This window comes from Victivallis sp. Marseille-Q1083 (genome assembly GCF_903645315.1).
Lineage (GTDB): Bacteria > Verrucomicrobiota > Lentisphaeria > Victivallales > Victivallaceae > UMGS1518.
Genome location: NZ_CAHJXL010000001.1, coordinates 767,449 through 786,936 on the forward strand (window position 1 = coordinate 767,449; position 19,488 = coordinate 786,936).

At 48.2% G+C, this 19,488-nt stretch carries 18 protein-coding genes; 13 read left to right on the forward strand and 5 right to left on the reverse strand.

The genetic code is table 11. From position 1 onward, the window contains the following. Positions 1-2: 2 nt before the first annotated feature. From HWX74_RS03025 to HWX74_RS03045, 5 genes are read right to left on the reverse strand one after another with little or no spacing between them, the layout of a single operon-like run. On the reverse strand, positions 3-2,603 hold the full coding sequence (locus HWX74_RS03025; RefSeq protein WP_176012137.1) for a DEAD/DEAH box helicase: 2,601 nt from the start codon (positions 2,601-2,603) through the stop codon (positions 3-5). Between the two features lie 12 nt (positions 2,604-2,615). After that, the gene (locus tag HWX74_RS03030) at positions 2,616-4,550 is read right to left on the reverse strand and encodes a site-specific DNA-methyltransferase (RefSeq protein WP_176012138.1); all 1,935 of its coding nucleotides are present in this window, start codon (positions 4,548-4,550) and stop codon (positions 2,616-2,618) included. After that, a complete protein-coding gene (locus HWX74_RS03035) occupies positions 4,551-5,447 on the reverse strand; it encodes a GIY-YIG nuclease family protein (RefSeq protein ID WP_176012139.1) in 897 nt (298 codons plus the stop codon). It lies immediately after the preceding gene. Between the two features lie 35 nt (positions 5,448-5,482). Next, entirely contained in the window at positions 5,483-6,532 is a 1,050-nt protein-coding gene (locus tag HWX74_RS03040) for a virulence RhuM family protein (protein ID WP_176012140.1), read from the reverse strand. Further along, complete coding sequence (locus HWX74_RS03045; RefSeq protein WP_217704833.1) at positions 6,529-6,750, reverse strand: DNA-binding transcriptional regulator; 222 nt, start codon at positions 6,748-6,750, stop codon at positions 6,529-6,531. The genes HWX74_RS03040 and HWX74_RS03045 overlap by 4 nt, the downstream gene beginning before the upstream one ends. Before the next feature lie 208 nt (positions 6,751-6,958). Here HWX74_RS03045 and HWX74_RS03050 point away from each other — a divergent pair, with 208 nt between their 5' ends. The 13 genes from HWX74_RS03050 (at position 6,959) to HWX74_RS03110 (ending at position 19,356) form a co-directional block, all read left to right on the forward strand. Continuing rightward, positions 6,959-7,576: an RNA polymerase sigma factor gene (locus tag HWX74_RS03050; RefSeq protein ID WP_176012141.1), complete on the forward strand. Its 618-nt coding sequence runs from the start codon at positions 6,959-6,961 to the stop codon at positions 7,574-7,576. Further along, positions 7,566-9,161: a serine/threonine-protein kinase gene (locus HWX74_RS03055; protein WP_176012142.1), complete on the forward strand. Its 1,596-nt coding sequence runs from the start codon at positions 7,566-7,568 to the stop codon at positions 9,159-9,161. The genes HWX74_RS03050 and HWX74_RS03055 overlap by 11 nt, the downstream gene beginning before the upstream one ends. Before the next feature lie 511 nt (positions 9,162-9,672). Continuing rightward, positions 9,673-9,864 carry a hypothetical protein gene (locus HWX74_RS03060; RefSeq protein WP_176012143.1) on the forward strand — a complete coding sequence of 64 codons (192 nt, stop codon included), beginning with the start codon at positions 9,673-9,675 and terminating at the stop codon, positions 9,862-9,864. An 84-nt stretch (positions 9,865-9,948) separates the two neighbouring features. Next, positions 9,949-11,271, forward strand: coding sequence for an IS1380 family transposase (locus HWX74_RS03065; RefSeq protein WP_176012144.1), 1,323 nt, complete (start codon positions 9,949-9,951; stop codon positions 11,269-11,271). Positions 11,272-11,609: 338 nt separating this feature from the next. Continuing rightward, positions 11,610-11,801, forward strand: coding sequence for a hypothetical protein (locus HWX74_RS03070; RefSeq protein WP_176012145.1), 192 nt, complete (start codon positions 11,610-11,612; stop codon positions 11,799-11,801). 435 nt (positions 11,802-12,236) lie between these two features. Next, on the forward strand, positions 12,237-12,758 hold the full coding sequence (locus HWX74_RS03075; RefSeq protein WP_176012146.1) for a hypothetical protein: 522 nt from the start codon (positions 12,237-12,239) through the stop codon (positions 12,756-12,758). A 13-nt stretch (positions 12,759-12,771) separates the two neighbouring features. Next, positions 12,772-13,908 carry a protease HtpX gene (htpX, locus tag HWX74_RS03080; protein ID WP_176012147.1) on the forward strand — a complete coding sequence of 379 codons (1,137 nt, stop codon included), beginning with the start codon at positions 12,772-12,774 and terminating at the stop codon, positions 13,906-13,908. 33 nt (positions 13,909-13,941) lie between these two features. Further along, complete coding sequence (locus HWX74_RS03085; protein WP_176012148.1) at positions 13,942-14,385, forward strand: hypothetical protein; 444 nt, start codon at positions 13,942-13,944, stop codon at positions 14,383-14,385. Between the two features lie 474 nt (positions 14,386-14,859). Next, positions 14,860-15,285, forward strand: a complete 426-nt coding sequence (locus tag HWX74_RS03090; protein WP_176012149.1) for a hypothetical protein — start codon at positions 14,860-14,862, stop codon at positions 15,283-15,285. 327 nt (positions 15,286-15,612) lie between these two features. Continuing rightward, positions 15,613-16,419 carry a hypothetical protein gene (locus HWX74_RS03095; RefSeq protein ID WP_176012150.1) on the forward strand — a complete coding sequence of 269 codons (807 nt, stop codon included), beginning with the start codon at positions 15,613-15,615 and terminating at the stop codon, positions 16,417-16,419. A gap of 177 nt (positions 16,420-16,596) precedes the next feature. Then, positions 16,597-16,977, forward strand: a complete 381-nt coding sequence (locus HWX74_RS03100; protein WP_176012151.1) for a helix-turn-helix domain-containing protein — start codon at positions 16,597-16,599, stop codon at positions 16,975-16,977. Beyond that, positions 16,958-17,569 carry a hypothetical protein gene (locus HWX74_RS03105; RefSeq protein WP_176012152.1) on the forward strand — a complete coding sequence of 204 codons (612 nt, stop codon included), beginning with the start codon at positions 16,958-16,960 and terminating at the stop codon, positions 17,567-17,569. The genes HWX74_RS03100 and HWX74_RS03105 overlap by 20 nt, the downstream gene beginning before the upstream one ends. Beyond that, positions 17,563-19,356 (forward strand): hypothetical protein, encoded by a 1,794-nt coding sequence (locus HWX74_RS03110; RefSeq protein WP_176012153.1) that lies wholly within the window; start codon positions 17,563-17,565, stop codon positions 19,354-19,356. The genes HWX74_RS03105 and HWX74_RS03110 overlap by 7 nt, the downstream gene beginning before the upstream one ends. The last annotated feature ends 132 nt before the right edge of the window (positions 19,357-19,488 follow it).

Consider the following 19,488-nt stretch of genomic DNA (forward strand, 5'->3'; position numbering starts at 1 on the left):
TGCTACAGCTCCCGCATCATTCTACTGAAATCATCGAACTTGTACGCTCCGTCCATATCCAACGGAAACTGGTCGAAGACCATCAAGTATCTGAACTGCTGGCCAGAGGCGTTGGCCCAGGATTTTCCCAGGCGGACTTTGGCCGCGCTGTCATCGTTCCTGAGCTGCTCCCCTTTGGATTCGATCAGAAGAATGCGTCCGTTTCGGGTACAGACGATGAAATCGGGATAATGATTGAGAAATCCATTGATTCCAAAACCGGAACGTTCGAGATTTCGGTGCCACCAGATGATATTGGGCAAGGACGAAAACAAATCCGCGACGCGGGTTTCAAGGCTGTTCATCGATCCTTCCGATGAATAAAGCGATCCGGCAATTCCCGGAGATGTCTGCAATGGAGAGATTTGAGTCGGGAATGTCCATGACGGCTTCACGACAATCTTGTCGAGATTCAACCATTCGAAGAAGTTTCTCTCCCGATGCTCTTCAAGCAGTTGGTCGATCTTTTCTCTAATTTTACGCGCATAGAGAGTATAATCCGTTTCAAGCGCCGTCAGCTGGTCGGAACTCAAATTATCGATGATCCGGTCGACATAACCTTTCAATTCAACGCTCTCGACTTCATCGTATCTGCTCAGCAATTGAAGAATGGCACCTTTGCAGTGGCGCACACGGGATTCTGGCGGCTGACTGTTCAAATACTCCTGGAATCTGCGTCGTTCGGCATCGTCAAGAACCTTGCGCTGGACTTGCTGTTCGCGGCCCTGGCCGGTTATGTCAACCGCATAAGCATCGATTTGCAATTGAGCAAAGTCAATTTCGGAATCTTTATTCTTCAGTGTGAATCCTTTGGTCAAATGTTTCTTATCCAACAAACAGCTATCTTCTGCGGAAAACAGGCTCGGCGGCTGCTTCAGATGGAATTGCGGAATTTGCATGGCCCTTGCCTGTTCCGCAAACTCCGGCCGCATTGCGTAATGTTTCATCCTGTTCCTCACCTCCATCGGTACGCTTTGATTCTCGGTAGCGGCGATTGCCGCGGTATATTCTTCTCCCTGTGCCAGTGCGGTTGCGGCAATCGGGTCGTCCGCCGGAGTTGTTTCCGGAGCTGCCACTGCAAGTCTCTTCCTCAATGCCTCCGGGTCGAAACCGCTGTCGGCCGCTTCTTCGTCAGGCAACGAGAGTTTACCTTGTTCCGGCATGTCCGGCTGCCGTGCGGGTGCAGTCGGCAGCGTTTCGACTTCCCGGCACTCCCATTTCCCGAATCCCGCCTTGTTCAACCCATCCACCACCTTGTTGACCGTGTCGCTGAAGTGACTGGAGGAGGTGAATACATAAGCGTAGTTCAGCAGCGGATTGCCACATTGACGGGTGTGAGGCTGGCGGAGAATGCGCCCGACAATCTGCTCCACATCGACAACTGACGTTTTGTTGGCAATGGTCGCGAGAATATAGGCGAATGGGCAGTCCCATCCCTCTTTCAGCGCATTCACCGTGATGATGTAACGGATTTCCGTAGATTCAGAGAGAAGGTCAACATTCTTGAGCTCATCTTTTTCTGCCGTCTTGATGGCAATCTGACTGGCGGGAATACCGGCCAGTAGCAGGCCCTCTTTGATCTTCTCAAATGTCGTGCTGTCTTCGGAGTTGCGGGGCTGCGCCTGAAACAGGACAATCGGCCGGATATATCGCCCGGTCGCCGCCCGCTCGTTTATCGCCGTTGCTTCCAGCCGATTACGGAAAGTAATCGCGTCGTAAAGGACGTCTTCCTTGCCGGGACGGTTGTAGACGATTACCGGGAGTTTTACCATGCTCTCGGCCTTGAGTTCTGCCGCGTCGACAAATGAGATGATGTTGCTGTTCGATTTCGGCGTCGCGGTGAGGTCGAGAACGAACTTCGGATTAAAATTCCGAAGCATTTCAATGCTCAGGTCACTGATGGCATGGTGGCTTTCATCCACAATCACGACCGGATTGAGCTGGTTAACGATTTGAATGAGCGAGGTCTCGTCCGCTCCGTCGATGGGATGATCCGGGGGACCGAACACTCGAACGAACTGCGCGAGATTGCCGTTCTCCTGAAACCCCTTGCGTCCTTCTTTGGTTTTGGAGCGGAAAGAGTCGTAACTCAGAATCAGAATACTCAACTGCTCCTGAACCGCGACGGGATTGAAATTCTGCCCGGCAAGCAGTTGACTTTTGGCATAAACCTCCACCCGGTTGCTGAAATCAACGTTGATTTTATGCCGGTATCCGTGATCGGGATTCGAGAGATTCTTGACGGTCTGCTGCAGAATGGCATCGGAAGGGACCAGCCAGACCACAACTTTCGTCCGGGTGAAAGGGAATGCGTCAAACACGGGGCGAAGCGCATTACAGGCGAGAAAGGTCTTGCCGCCGCCGGTGGGGACTTTGAAGCAGACGTGGGGAACTTCGCCAAGAAGATTCGTGTAAGGTTTCATTCCGTCGAGGCCGTTTACGGGAACACCCTGATTCTCCCAATGTTTTCGATAGGCTTCGGCGACGATCGGCGTACTGCGAAAAGCGTCGAGAAAGCGATTGAGATCATCCATCACTTTCCGTTGATAGTTTTTCAGTTCCATCGTAATATCCCCTTACAGTTTCGCGATATCGCGCGGAATTTTTTTGAAGGCAATCCCGAACCGCTTCAGCTCGTCGCCGGAGAGGGCGTTCAGGTCGGCGTAAATCACATAACCGGACACTCGGTTGCGGATCGAACTCAGAAACTCGTGATCCAGAGTTGTTACCCGTTCTCTTTCGTAATGAAAATAATAAGCGGTTTCCGCATCCGTTCCAAGATACGCGGCATTGTCTTTGTTCGCCGGTTCCGCAAAGGGCTTCTTCGTTTCCATAAACCAGATGTATTCCCGGATTTTGTCGATACCGACGCTTTCATTCAGATTCCCGCCGTCGACCAGCAGCGGTTCGCCCAGCTCATAAAAGCTGAAGCTGCCGCCAAGACCATCCATGCGTTCCGTATAAACCTTCGTACCGATTACCTTCAATGCATTATCTTTGATCGTCGGTTTGCTGATTTTATCATACTGGTCACGGGCGGAGTCCGCTACCGTCTGAGCTTCCGTCAACAGGTTTGCACCATCCCTCAAATTAGATGCAGTCAATTGCCTGCTGAAAATTTCTGTTTCCTGTTTCCCCTTGAAATCATAGCCGGAAATGACTCGCTTCACTCGCTCCGCCGTTATCGCTTCCGCGTAGTCTTCCATCTCGACAAGAATAAAGCGCCGTCGCCCTCCATCCTTCCTGTTTCGGCTCAACACCGCATGGGCGGTGGTTCCGGTTCCCGCAAAGGAATCCAGAATGATCGAATCCGGAGCAGAACCGATCTCCAGAATCCGTTCAATCAATCGTGATGGCTTGGGGGTTTCAAATGGTGACTTACCGCCAAAAATAGCCTTTTGTTCTTTCGTTGCCTCATCAGTATGACCGGCTTCCGTATATGGCCATAAATTTGTAACGATACGCCCATCCATTTCATCAAGGTAGCGCTTATAGGCAATTCCACCAAGGCCTTTACTGGTGAAATAAAGACGAGGCCAACATCCTTGCTTATATCGCTCCTGAGATTGATTCTTGACCTCCGAGATAGGGTATTTCAATACAAGCGCGTCAATTGTTGCGGGAACTTTTTCTGGCGAACTCCCGCAAATTTGAACTCTTCTTTCAAAATCATCGAGCGGCTTAAGCTCATATTCCGCCCACTGATTCATGATCGTCAACATCTGAGGTTGCCCCAAACACCAATGACGCCCATTGGGAGGATAAAGCATTTCCCCTGTCAATGGATGTTGAATTGCGTAGACCATCCCTGTGTGAGTTGAGGCTCCTGCCGCACTCGCATCACCTGCTTTCCACGCTCTAGGATCACCATCGGGAGATATATAGCGAGCATCCATGGCCTCGGTACGAGACAATTTACGCGGATTCCATCCGGGCGCTTTGCCGTATACGAGAATCCAGTCTGTTTCGCTGGGAATGCCCTTGGAATCATTACGAGGCGAGTAGGTGCGCTGCCAGGCGATATTTGAAACGAAACAACCGCTTCCGAAAATCTCATCGCACATCTGCTTCAAGTTCAATTGTTCGTTGTTGTCTATGCTGATGAAAATTACGCCGTTGGGAGACAGAAGGCGTTGAAGCAGTTTCAGGCGCGGATACATCATGCAGAGCCATTTGTCATGACGAGTCAAATCTTCGCCTTCTTTTCCGACGACGTCTCCAAGCCATTTCCTGATCCTGGGGTCATTGACATTGTCGTTGTAGACCCACTTTTCAGTGCCGGTGTTGTATGGAGGATCGATATAAATGCAATCAACCTTCCCCTCGAACCTGGGTAAAAGAGCTTTCAAGGCTTCGAGATTGTCGCCTTTGATGATCATGTTTTCGCTGCCGTTGTCCTCGGCGTGCTGCCCGGTTTCATCATAGCTGTATTTGCGCTCCAGCACCCGGAACGGCACATCCAAGTGATGGTTGATGACCTTATCTTTTCCAATCCATTCCAAAGTTGGCATTTAGTTCCGCTCCTCTTTCTCGCTCTGGCGGATACATTCATTGAGCGTTTTTCCTGACGCATTGCGCCACCATTCCCAGCCATTCATGTTGCGGCCATAAACTAAAGTTGAAGCCCCGGAAGGAGATGAGAATTTATAGTCCTGAGTAAAGACGAGTTTTTCCCCCTGCTGTTTCAGCACTCCGGTTTGCAGCAGCTTTTCCCTCATATTAACCAGCGTAGAGTTTTTCTTGCCTGCCTCTGAAAGCTCCGGCGCACAAACAGAACCGGCAAGGACGTAGAAACCGTCATCACGGGCCACAAGTTGAGCATCCACATCCCCTTTGATACTTTTGCAGTAGAAATGCTCTTCTTTCGCAACCTCTTCCGTATGAATCTTGTTGAAAATTCCCCCATATCCGAGGACTTCGGTAAGGGCGACAATCTGATTGTAGTAATCAGCAAAATCGGAACGCTTGGCAGGTTCTACCTGCGGTTCTTCTTTGCAACCTTTATTCCCGTTGTCAAGCTGAAAATTCCCTGCCTCTGTCGCCTTTTGGATCAACAACCACTCCAAGTATTCGATCTCGGTGGAGGAAAGACTGTTGTCTTTGGTGACAAAATAAAGAACGTTTTTCCAATAGTCCTTCTTGCCACCTTTGTTATGCTCCTTGATTCGCAACGCCATTCGCTTCGTTTTTCCGACATAGACTTTAGAAGCGCCATGCTCATCTTCCCCGATAATCAAATAAACAGCCTGAAACTTCGCTTCCGGACAGCGATCCAACAATTCCTGTTTATCACGGGGGACTACCAGAACACGCATTAATTGTGTCGTAAATTCCGCTCTGCGAAACCCTTCCGGCGTACCTTCGAGCAATTCGATCTTGATCGTTTTGATTTTGAGGTTATCTATCATTCCAAAGTATTCTCCCGAATTTACCGGTCATGTACTCATTTCTCGCCTTTTTTCGGCAATCGCTTCATAATGTCTTCTAAAGCGTGTTCAAGTTGCTGCTCTCCCTCGGCTTCCTTTATGGCACGACGGCTGGCGGCAAATAATTCATATTCACGATGGGCATGTTCGTTGGCCGCTGTCCGGCTGACGCTTCCGTGATTCTGCAGGACCGGGCGTTCGTTGAAACGCAGAAAATCATCCAGCTTTTGCGTCCAGTCTTTCAGGAAAATCTGTTTGCGCCGCTTCGCCTGATCTTCGGCAAAGTCCAGCCACATTGAAACGATCCGGTTCAAAGCGTCGATCTCATCTTCTTTCAGGTAGTTCTTGCCGACTGTGGTATCCGCTTTGCGAACTTCACTTCGCGGATGATTCGTCAGCCCCATGTGCGGCAACAGGTGGTTGGCGCGTTCCATAATCAATTCCGCCGAAGTATGGCCGGTTGCCGCTACATGCAATTTATCCTGAATGAACGTAAAAAACTGCGTCGTCTCTTTGAAGCCGATCCGGTAATCCGCCGCCATGCTGAAAATTTCCCGTACCCGCAGGTACATCCGGCGCTCCGATGCCCGGATGTCCCGTATCCGTTCCAACAGCTCATCGAAATAGTCAGGCGCCTCATTATCGCCCACTGCCGGGTTCTTCAGCCGTTCGTCATCCATCGTGAAGCCTTTCACGATGTATTCGCGCAACCGTTGCGTCGCCCAGATCCGGAATTGCGTCCCACGTATCGAGTTCACCCGGTAACCGACTGAAATAATGGCATCAAGGTTGTAATAGTCGATATCACGATTGACCTGACGGTTCCCTTCCATTTGAACTGTTGCAAATTTTGCAACAGTTGCCGGTTTTACCAGTTCGCCGGTTGCGAAAATGTTTTTCAAGTGACGGCTGATTCCAGACTTATCAATCCCGAACAGCAACGCCATCTGGTCGATGCTCAGCCAGACGCTTTCATTGACCAGACGGACATTCAACTTGGCCGTACCGTCAGGGGCTTGATAAAGCAATATCTCGCCGTTGGGAGGAATCGGGGATTTTTTTCTCATGAATTCCATCCCTCAACTGCACGGCGATTGCCTTCTGCTTGAACGGTCAACGTCAGAATGCCTTTCTGAGCCAGTCGGGAAGGCTTGGCTTTTCCGTTTTCCCAGCGGTTGACGGTGGAAAAGCTGACACCGAGTTCCCGGGCCAAGTCTTCCTGCGACCAGCCGTGCTGCCGGCGCAGGGCTTTTAATTGCTCAACGATATTTTCCATGGAAGGCATCTCAAAATCTCCCGAGACTCATTCTCTGCATCAATATAGCATCCGCTATGTTGTTTGCAAAATGCTTTCCGGAAATTTTCGAATGAGAAATTGAACCAATGGACTGTTTGATGAGGTAATGGTAATATCTTTTATTTGCAAAAGTACCTTCAACGATGTCTATTAAAAGATATTACCATTGAAAAATGTTGACGGTCAAAAAAATAAAATGCGATACCCGACCACCTCGAAAACGTTACTGGACAAATTGCAGAATGGAGATGCCGTTTCCTGGACGGAATTTTTTGACCGTTATCGCGGAATCATTGCATCTTTGGGTAGCCTCAAGGGGCTGACGCCGGAGGAATGCGATGATCTGGTACAAGAAGTGATGCTCTGCTTTTTTAAAAATTCCAAAACGTTTGTTTTCAGTCCTCAGATTGCCCGGTTCCGTACCTACTTCGGTAAGATCATTCAAGCGCGGATTTTCGATCTGCTGCGCCGGCGTTATCGCTCGAACCGTCTGGTTTCGGAATCGGAGTTGGATGGCAAGGAGCCGGCGACACCGGATTTTCTGCTGAACGAGGCGCTGCTTTGCGAGTGGCGGAAATTGTTGCTGGAGGATGCGCTTGCGCTTCTCCGGGAACGTGTTGCCCCTGAGACGTATCTTGCTTTCGATCTCCATATGCGGCAAGCCCTGCCGGTTGAAGAGGTCGCGCGGACACTCTCGGTCAACCGGCAGTTCGTTTATACCGCCAAGACCCGCTGCCTCAAAATCCTGAAACAGATCGTTGCCGACTGGAACCGGCAGGATCCGGAACTGGAGCTGGATTCCAATGTCCTGTGAAATCGGAACTCAACTCGGGCCGTACCGTCTGACGGCGGAATGCGGCAGCGGCGCTTACGGCCGGGTTTTCGTCGCGGAAAATACCCTGACCGGTCAGCGGGTCGCATTAAAGGTCATTTCCGGGAGCGGCAGGCGACTGGAGCGGGAATTGCAGGGGCTGATTCGTTACCGCAGCTGCAATCACCCGAATCTGCTGACCGTGCATCATATCGACCGCCTCGATGATGGAAGCATCTATTACACGATGGATTTGGCCGACAATCTGGCGGATTCGCCGGATGAGTATCTGCCTGACACTCTCGCCAAACACTTGGAGCAGCGCGGACCGCTTTCGGCGGAATGCGTTCGGAAACTGGCCGAAGAGCTGCTTGCCGGGCTGGAGGCACTTCACCGGCTTGGTCTCGTTCACCGGGACGTCAAGCCGGACAACATTCTGTGGACCGGGGGCCGGGCTGTATTGAGCGACATCGGTCTGGTCACCGAAGCGGCTGCGGTCAGCTTTGCCGGAACGCCCGGCTTTCTCTCGCCGGAACTGAGTGCGGGAAAGCGCAATGCGACTCCGCGGGATGACTTTTACGCTCTCGGAAAAACGCTTTACTGTGCGCTGACCGGGGACGCGGTCGGTAGCTATCCGTCGTTTCCGAAGGAGATTCTTTCCCGTACGTCGCGTCTATTGGTCGGAGCGATTCTTTGGGCTTGCAGTACTCCGGGTTTTGAATCGGCGGCGGAATTTCGAATGGCATTGGCAAAAACTTCAGCGATGCATCGGAAGCATAAATATCTCTTGGTGTTAGTCATTATACTGCTGATAATTGGAATTGGCGTGGGGGGAATCGTTTTGCAGCAGCAGAGAAAAATTACCACGCCGGTTCAATTACCCCCTTCTGCTACCCCCAAGCCATCGGTGTCGATAAAGCCGCGTCCGGCATCTAAACCGGATTCTCCGGAACCGCCACCGGGTATCAGGCGGAGAATTGTAAAAATTTCTGATATACCAGTACTCACTGAGCGTTGGCCTTGGGGATGGGGAGAAAAGTTTAAACTGAAAATTCCCACATTCTTTGAAGAGAAAGATAAGTTTTTTGCTCATTCGATTTTTGATTATCCCCTTGATTCCTCTGCTGAAATGTTTACGTTACTTGACCCTGCTTGGGATTGGCAGACTCGAATATACAAGCCTAATGTTACAGTTTCGAGGGCTGGAAAAATTCGTTACGGTTATGGTACAACATCAACTCCATCTGCATATCCCGCGTTGGAGAAAACCAGGAAGTTATATCGGGAATATTACCATCCGGAGTATTCGCATTCCTTGAAAATGGATTTCTCTCCGACTTTGACTGTGTGGAATAATCGGCGTAAAATGCTCGGTCAATCTCCGGAAGAATTTCATGAAGACCATATGCGGCTTCCAAAGTGTCAATTGATTTTTCTTGAAATCAATATTCATATGGCTGTTACCGCAATGTTACTGGACCCACCGGAAAAATGGGATGCGCTTGCGGAACGTTTTCGTTGGCTGTGTGAACGGCGTCAGGAGTTGATCACTTACTATAATGCCAGAAGGAATTGGGTGTCCGAATAAAATATTTGGAAAAAATCAATTCTGCGTGTCAGATCTCCATATGTCCTGCGAATAATAGGATGTCGTTACACTCACTTCCGAGGCACGTCAATGCCGAAAGTCGTGTGAACAGAAAGTATTTGGTTTGCAAAAATGAGAAAGTCATGCTATTTTTTTGATTGTGTTCATTTTAACTCAATCGAAAGGATGATTCCGGAAATTAACTAGAACTCATAAAAATTGAATACGTACCGTTAAGCAGGCTTTCACCTCGGAAAACGCCAAATCTCTAAAGTGAAAAAGTCGGTTGCTTAACAGGGACGCTCCATGTGGGCGTTCTCTGTTTGCATGACTTTTTCAGGCATTGGCGTGCCTCCGAGGTGAGTGTAACACAGAGGACGCTCTTTTTTTGCTATCATCTTAGAGAGGAATTGAATTTATGAGTAATCTGATTTATTGCGAAATGAAGGAATGTCATTAACCATTATGCGGTGAATAAGTACCGCGTTTTTTAACAAGGAAAGGTAAAAAAATGGAAGAACAAATTCAAAAAACACAGCAGGAACCATCGCGTCCGACAACCATTTATGAAAAAATTCTGGCTTCTGTGATCCTGTTGCTTGGCTGTGCAATCTTACTCGGGGTACTCTTCCTTTGCTTCTGGATGCCGAACGCGCCGGAAGCTGCGCAGGGGAAGTTTTCCGCTAGCCTGAATATTGCGTAAATTTTCAAAAACAAAGAGGCAGATTCTCGACTAACGTATTATATTGTAATATCTTACATCACAATATAACGCCGAGGTCTGCCAATGACAAAATGTAATGTTTCGATTCCGGTCTTTCAAGGTCCGAAAAGCAGAAAAATTGAATTCAATTTCGCCGGTGGAGATATCAGCAGTGACGGCGGGTTGCTTTTTGTGAAAGAATTCGACCGCAAACTCGGTTTGACCCGGCGCGCCGGTAACCTGCTGGATTCTTTTGATATTCGACAGCCCGGAAAAGTTGAGCATTCCTATCTGAGCATGCTTCGTCAACGAGTTTTTGGTTTGGTTGCCGGCCATGAAGATCTCAATGACCATCATGAATTGCGAACTGATCCGCTGATTCAAACTGTTGTCGGTCGTGATCGTCAACTCGCCACTCCAAGCACTTTATGTCGATTCGAAAATGGAATCGATCGTCGTGCTTGCGTAGATTTGAGCCGATTGTTTGTCGAATTCTTTATCGAAAGTTTTGCCACGCCGCCTCGAGAATTGATTCTTGATTTCGATGCTACCGATGACCTCACTTACGGGATGCAGGAAAATCGCTTTTTTCATGGCTATTATGACCACTATTGCTTTTTGCCGTTGTATGTTTTCTGCGGGGATCAATTGCTTGTGGCTTATTTGCGTCCATCAAAAATTGATGCGGCCAAGCATGCTTGGGCGATTCTCTCGCTACTGGTAAAGCGCTTTCGGCAGAAATGGCCGAAGGTTAAGATTATTTTCCGGGGAGACAGTGGCTTTTGTCGGCAGAAAATGCTGAACTGGTGTGATAAAAATGAGGTCAAATATATTGTCGGATTGGCGAAAAATCCACGTTTGCTGGAATTATCAAAAGATCTTCAAGTGAAAGCGGAAGCACTTTACAACGAAACACATGAAAAAGCAAAACTGTTTACTCAGTTCGAATATGCGGCAGGAACTTGGAAATACCCGCGCCGGGTGATTGCCAAAGCGGAATTCAACTCCCCCGGACCGAATAATCGTTTTATCGTCACCAATCTTGATGATGATGGACAATATCTTTATGAAAAAGTCTATTGCGCCCGAGGTGAGATGGAAAACAGGATCAAGGAACAGCAGCTGGATCTTTTCGCTGATCGGACGAGCTGCCATGACTTTGCGGCAAATCAATTCCGGCTTCTGCTTTCAAGTTTGGCTTATATTCTCATGGAACGGTTTCGGGCATTGTTGTTGACAGGAACTCAATTTGCCGAGGCTACCTGCGGCAGCATTCGCTTATACCTGGTGAAAATCGGTGCCATTATTCGGCGGAATACCAGAAAAATTTATGTTGCTCTTTCAAGTGCTTGTCCAAATCAGGAACTCCTCCGCTTGATCGCTGCGAAAATCATCGCTTGGGAATAAAACCTTGGAGAGCTGTCCCCGGCTCGCCGAACAACAACGGGGGAAAGGGGGAATATGCTCAATTTGCAAAAAAACGACAATATCCGACTCTGAAAATAAAAACTTCCGAATCTTCTGAACATTTCTCGACGATTCGAAAGTTTCATGCAACATTCAGGCTAGGCATGCCATGTATGGCGTCCTTCTGGGGCTCGGAGCTCTTGGACTGGGTGGTTACGCATGGAAAAATCCTGCATATTGGGACAGGTCTTTCGGGAAATTCTTGAAAGTTCTGATTCCGTTATTGATCATTCTATTTATTTTCGTAATTTGCGTAAACAGATAAGGTATTTGTAAAAATGATGATTAAAGCGATTCTCTGGGGTGTAGTCGGATTCGTTGTGGTTACTTTGTTAATTTGGGGTCTTATTGTGAGCGGCTGGCCCAGTCTTGTTGGTGGCGCAATTTTTGGTGTATTGGCATTCATTTCATCCAAGAAAAATAATGGAGCGCCTCCCAGTTGGCTTTGGCGAACCAAAAAACAAAAATAGTAGACGAAACCAGATTACAACACGGAGGAAATGTATGTCGAACGAAACAAAAAAGTGTCCGTTTTGTGCGGAAGAGATCAATGCAGAGGCTATAAAATGCAGATTTTGCGGGGAGATGCTCACACTGAATGAAAGGGATGATTCTGCACATGACACTGAGAAAAACAAAGGAGATGGTATGATAAATAACTGACGTTCGCGGAATCAGCTTTCTGCGTGTAATTTATGGCGATTAACTTACACGTTTGGAAGCGGACAGGTTGCAGACTGAATGTTTCAATGAGGCGCATCAGAAACGATGACGACCCCGGAAAGGAGATTAGTCAGATCTGTAAACCAGAGCGCCACCGTAGAGAGCGACTGATTAATCGACTACTCTGTATGGGAGGATGGTGAGGCCGTGACAGCAGTTCCGCTTCGATTCGTGAAAAACGAATGGGAGGAGATTATGCAGAGGAAACGGGGAAAAAAGTCAAAGACGTCGCTGGAAAGGCAATGAATAAAGCCGATGAGCTGTATAACAGGCTTCCTCTTGACGATATTAATGAAAAGCTGAAAAAGCTTCCGATGAAAATTGATGTCAGGTCCCGGACTTTCAAAGTGATACTTTCCGGAATCATTGTGCTCATGCTTGGAATTGCCTCATGGTGTTTCTTTTCCGAATCGTCTGTCGACGGTATGGTTAAAGAGTTGGTCGTCGAAGTTCTGGAGAAAAATCGTTATAAACTCCAGCAGCAGCGCAGCCAGCGCAACCCATTTCATCGCACGGATCTTACGAATGCGACATATCGTTGTTCCAAGATAACCAATGTGGAATCCATCGGTAAAAACCAGTATTCAGCCAAGGCTATGATAACCGCAAACGAAGAGACCGGAACCGTGGACATCATGTATGAGAAGATTGATGATATCGTGCAGGTTTATGTGGATTTGGATTCCATAACGTGGATTAAATAAAGCTTTTCGGCAAATGAAGCAATGTCAATTCTGTAAGGAAAATATTCAGGATACGGCACAGAAGTGCCGTTACTGCAAAAGCTGGCAATCAGAAAGCATGTCCGCTGCTGCAATGGATGGCAAGACCTGCATCCGATGCGGACGGACGATCCTGCCTGCGGCGCAGAAGTGCCGATATTGCGGTATGTGGCAGGAGAAGTCGGTAGGGTCAGTGGATGTCAGTCTTCCGGTTCTTGATCGTATCGGACACGTCCGGCGAGTTCGGATCGGCGGCGGTTTCGGAAAATCTATGGGCCTTTTTATGCTGGCTAACTGCGGCGTTATGGTTGTACTGACGATTGTTTTCGGTATGGTTGGTTCCAAGGGCGGAATCGGAATGTTCTTTCTGCTCTGCGGGTTCGGTTTTGCATTACCCGTAATCGCTTTGTTGTTCTCCAAAGCCTTGGCAATACGGAGCTATGATATCAAGATCCTCAACACTGAGAAGCCGGAAAATGCAAAGGAACGTTATTTGCTGGCCTTGGTTGCCGCTTTGGCAGAGAAAATTGATCTGCCTGCAGTTCCGGAAGTCGGAATATATCCGGCAGAAGAGATGAACGCATTTGCAACCGGATCTTCGAAGAGTGATGCCCTGATTGCTTTCAGTCGAGGCTTGCTGGAACAAATGGACGAGGAAAGTCTTGCCGGAGTCGCAGCGCATGAAATCGCACATATTGCCAACGGGGACATGTTGACCATGACACTTCTGACCGGTCTGGTCAACATCGGAGTCATGATCATCGACTTTGCCATGCGGCAGATGGATTGGTACGATGAGTTGCGGGAGAAGTCAAAAATATTGGCATTCGTGATGCATGTCGTTCTCGTCAATTTATTGTTTTTCGTCGGAAATCTGCTGATGTTGTGGTTTTCGCGTCACCGGGAATTCGAAGCGGATGCCACTGCCGCTTCGCTGGTTGGCGCGTCTTCGATGGAGGAAGCTTTACAGCGACTTATGACAGATAAGTACAGCGGTACTTCGACAGAAGCCGGTGAACCGATTGCAGCAATGATGATTTCCATGCCTCCGACATGGTGTGATCTCTTTTCCACACATCCATCGCTGGAGCGCCGTATATTGCGTCTGTCAGGCAGCTCACAATTGGAATAGAAAATCAGATAGAAGGAACAGGTGTTTTGGATTATGGCGGAAATATTTATTGCAAAACGTTGTCGGATAGAACCGGAGATTGACCCCAAACAATTGTTCAATGATATTAAATGCCTGAGCACGAAATACTTTTGGCCATGCAACGTCATAACTAGTTTTCCGTTCGTTCTGATAAAAGGTCTGAGGCCGGCCGTCATTGGCGGCTGTTATATGAGAATCGAGATATCATTCGAGGTAAAAGAAGGATTATTGAAGTGGGAGGCCCGTGGAAATACCTCTTTTCGTAGCATAGGATGCTTCACCTGGTGTGTGCTGGGATTGCTCTCCTTTACTCTGATCCCGGGCTTGTTTGTGTACCTTCTGGTCGGCTGGCTGATTTTATATTTCTTATACAAAGATTCGGCTCGGCCGGATCTTGAGTTTATCTGGGCGGAGATCGAATCAAAATATGCCGTAGTTGTTCCATTTGAAAATTGAACGTATAGTTTGCATGCCAAACTTATGATTCGAAACGTTTATTGATTGTTTAAGACTGTTTCACCTGATAAGACCGGCAGATACATTCCATTTTCTCAAAAAGTATGCTGCTGTTGTAATCGTCTAGTCTATCAATAATCCATTGCGGTATTTTTCTCCACCATAAAGGAGATTTTCAAGAAAGTCGGCATCACATTTACGCGAAAAGCGCAGGAAAAGGCAATCCCATTCGGAATTGGAGTTCTGGTTGGCGCGAGAGCCAATTACGTACTTTCTTTGCTATATAGGGAAGCAGGCGATCAAATGGTTTCAACTTGATCGTGAAGATAATCATAACGTTTTCAGGGATATGGGAGGCGCGGAGATAAATTCTTAAACATAAAAATGGGGGGCGCAAAGCCCCCACGGTAAAGAGGAGGAATAGATCATGGCTGTCTATATTTCGAGCGATATTGTTGAAGACGGCGTTTCCGTGTGGAGCGGCAATCTCATGATTGTTTTAACATCCTGAAGCACGGCATCAACCTGGAAAAGATCGAAACCCTTACGGCTTCGCAATTGAGTTTCCAAATCGACGGTATCGTCAAGGGAGGCTACCAATATCAGATCGTCGCTGTGGATGCGGCGGGCAATCAAAGCAAGGCCAAGTCGGGCAAAGCCACGATCAGGACCGGACTCCCGATGGCGACTATGAGCCTTGAATTTCCCGACGCTATCCCGAGCCTGGACTTCGACGCCGGAGTGTCGTCCGAAAACGCCAACGCCGGGTTGCGTTACGATGACCCGCTGGCATTCTGTTCGGATCTGCAAACGGAAAACGAACTCCGCCTGACCGCGTCCGACCTTTTCGCCTTCGATAACGAAAAGAAATCGTCACTCCTGTTGGCCGTCGCCCTTTAACGCTCTCCCCCCGGTTATCTTGTTTCGGATAACCGGTGGGGACTTCCAATAAAAACCAGAATGTAGATCCGCTGTCAACGGATTATTCCATCCGAGCGGTAAGCCACGCGGTATTATGCTCGCCCTTAGACGGTTAATAAGCGAAATGAAGCATAAAACCGAATTTCTATGCTATTTTTATTGCTTTATTGCATAAGTCATGATCTTGTTACCACAGAAATGCAATCTTTCTTCCAAGGTTTTCAACAATTTCTTTGATTTTTGACCGCAAAGAAAGTATTATATCAGTAAGAAAAATTAATTTCCCCTGTAACAATAAGAAGATTGATGGTAACAATGGATGCTTTTTCATCCGACACAGATCAGGAGACCTTATTCGGTCAGACGGAAGCGAGCTTGCGCGAGTATTCAAAGCAAATGCAGGAAATTGAAGAGCATTTGCCGCTCGATTATGTTAGTGCTCCCAAATACGAATCTTGCCTATCTCAAATAGAAATTTTGATTCGCGAAAATCCCCAATTGCAAAATCGTACAGTTTTGAATTGTTTGCAGCTTTTTGACAGGAAATTTCCTGGGCAGTGGAAACGCATGGATATTATTTTGCGACTTCTAAGGCAAGGTGTAGAAATGAAGGCTGAAAGACTTGCGCTTGAAGTTCTTGGCATGATAGTAGACAGCGTTGATGTCATCGAGAAAAAAAACGTTGAGGAGGCCAGTAAAACCAGGCGTCAAATAGGCCTTGAAAATCGTATTAATATGCTCAAATATTATGATCCGATTCGTAAACACGACCAAAAGAAAAGCGATCGTATCCATGTATTCCGAAAGCAATTCGATTTATACTGGAACGATCATAGTGCAGCTATTCAGCAACGCTCCCAGAAAAAGCAAAAAGGGGAAAGAAAAGAGCCGCAACAAGATGCTTCTTCAAACGAATTCAGCATTCGGCCGAAAGAACGACCATGCAAACGTTATCCCGCTTATTTCGCCAATTTTCGAACCGGTTTTTATCGATGGGAAAAAAAATACGAAAAAGATACTGACGCTCGTCAGGCTCAAGAGCGATTTCAAGAGTTTATTTATAAATTAAAATCAATGGCGCCGGAGGAACCAGAGGCGCCAAATCATTCATAATTCGTTTTATCTCCTTATCAACAAGCAGTATACGCGCAATATACAAGTAGCATATCGCAGATAAACATATTAAACTAATTACAAATAAGCAAGTTGCGCTTGACGTCTCCATGTTTCTTTGGTATAATATCCTCCAACGCACCCAATGCGGGGCAAAACATTTACAAGGAGGATTAAATGGAAAAATCGAGATGGGAGGCCATCCCCAAACCAATTCGCAACATGGCCGTTGATGTGTTCAAAATGGCCGACATCGATTTTGAACGGGAGTGCATCATATCTGACAAGGCAGAGTCCCAAGAACTCACGCCGTTGCGATGGATGACTCGTGCGGAGGCGGCCCGTTATGCTCGGGTTAGTACTGACACCATCGATAACTGGTGTACGGCGAAGTATATTAAGCGCTCCAAACTGGCAGCCGGAAGACCCGGCACTGTCCTGATTGATCAGGACAGCCTCGAACAATTCCTCCGCAGCAAGATTGATAACCGTTCCAAGCGTATCCGTAAGGAGGCGCCTTCGGTGAAGGGAGGTTATCGTGTCAAGCATCACGACTGAATTCCCGGTCATTTCCGAAGAAAATATCACGACTGATCTCCTTCCGGCAGTTCAGTTTTGCGCCGGGATGCTGAACATTCCTGTGACTGCGGTTGGAATTCTTGAGATTGTTGCCAATCCGGTAAGCGTCTTCATGGATTCCCGTGCCGCAACTGTCCGCTACATTACGGAGCGGTTGTATCATATCCGAACCTCGCATCAGAGCCGTTTCCGATTGGATGCATATACGCTGATGCAAGAAACAAGCCGGTTGGACTGGTGCCATGAAAACAGTTTTTTTTATGAATCGGTTTTGGAACAGGAATGCCGTTACTTGGTTCCGGTTCCGCTTTCGGAAATGAACGCCTTCCAAGATTTGCTTGCCCCCTTGATCTTTTGGAAAAGTTGGGGATTCCAGTTTCGTCATACCGCATCTTTGGGAGTAGCGTTGCTCCTTGCAACTCTTGCGCGCCTGGCAATGATAGACACGCGACTGCGCAAACACATTTTTTCCCTGATGCAAATAATATCTGAAACTTCGGCATGGCAACTCGGGCCGGTATTGTATTGTAGGATTCATGAGATCATCCGCTTGGAGGGAAAAGAATGCTAGCCCCAATTGAGCCTAAATTCCCAACGGCATTTGCCGGTCTGAGCCTCCTGCCGGACTTATATCAGACGCCGAGCAGCATTATTCAGGCTTCTCGAGTCGACCAAGCGCTTTGCGATGAAGCGGAACATGGACGCATTCATGGAAGTGGAGTTGCCACGGCCGGATGCTGGATGCTCTCGGACGGACGGGTTCGAATTCACCTGAACAGAGGTTTTCAATTAGCCGCCGGACCACAAATCGGTGGACACTTGTTTGACTTTTTTTCCGGCGGACAACCATTGATTGAAGGAAATACTCTTTTGGGGGATATAAGGCCGCTCAATGGCGATATTGGCGGTGCTTTGTTTCTATACTTATGGGCTTCTGCCGGCGCGGACACTTGGAATAAGCACGATATGTTTGGCTTAATTCCGGCCGAATATACGCAAGCCGCGACTCTTGGGGCTCAATGGAAGCTAAGCGGAGATTGGGGGGACCGTAACCGGCTCTCCCGGGAATCAAATTGGCACGAAGACGTTTCCCTGTTGACGACCAACGGAGACAGCCGCGGATCGTGGTATCGGGTGGATGACGCAGCCGGAAAACCTCAATATGCCGTTGAAATCCTCTCGTTCGGATCATGCCGTTATTTGTTGCCGTTCCGCTATCTTAAACGCGCCGGATTTACGGGCCCGCGCCGAGTCTTTTTTCCGCCAGAGGAAAATATCGCAATTTGGTATCTGCGACCTCCGCGTGAGGGTATCTCAAACATTATTCTTACTGCGAGTCCTAATCTGATGTTATTGAATGCAAATATGTCAACCGACGCCTTGATAGGTTGCCTGCCCGGTGGCATATCGTCCATCTCCAAAACAGATACTACGACACTGAAGGGAAAAAGGTGCTGGATTCCCGTTTCCTCCGAGAATAATAAGCAGGAGGTGGAATTTGCGGTCAAGCTCTCTGCCAGATTGTGCCAAGAATATATGACCCCTCATATTGCGGTTCTCGGCGAAGATGGCCCGAAAGAGGCACCATTGGAAATACTTGTGAAATTGGCCGAAAAGCATAAGATCGCCGTCCCTCGAGAACTGCAAAGCGAATTTTTGGGGGACTTGACTCAAGCGGTTGCCAATTATATTCCAACCCCGATCGTCGGCGGTATGCTGAATACTGGAGAGCTCATGCTGGTCCAGGAGCGAGAACTTCCGCCGTTTTTGATGGCTGCCCATATCGCTAAACAGTTAAACGCCGGCGAGAATGTTTTCGGCTCCTTTTGGCCGGTTGCCGCGAAGTTAAGGACACTGACCATAATTGATCAAGCACAACTCAGCTTTGCGGCACGCTATCGGCCTGCCGGCTCTGTCATAAATTGTGACTTCCTTAATCGGCCGGAGGGCGAGAGGATGAAAGCATTTCGGACTTTACTGGCAGACGCTCAGGTCGTGATTATTGCCGCGTCGGAGTTGATTTGTGACCACCCCGCAGCTTGCCTTGAAGTGATTTATGCTTGCCTTGGTAAGCAAATCCCGGTTATCATTCTCGCAGACGCCGACCTGCCCAAATTTCAACGTATGATCATGAAGAAGATCATTGCGTCACGTATTGCCGGTAAAAAAAGCAACCTGGCGATTGCGTTGGCTGACGATGAGGCGGCTTCCTCTATTGAGGTGGAGTTCAATGCGGAAGGCGCGTTGCTGACGGCTCGGCTGCTGTCAGAGGAAGAACGGGAGCAGATTGTCCCCGGGAAGACTGTGGCGTCTCATCCGCCCGATATTCAGAAATTGCTCTCGGCGATGCAACATTGAAACCGTGAGTGTATAAAAAAACAGATTGGCTACTGTAATATAGCTTATTCAGACAATGAAAAATCTTTTCCAGAACCAGTATTGCCTGCCTAATCGGGCCCAAACCTATATCCGGGCCCAGGATAGTATGAC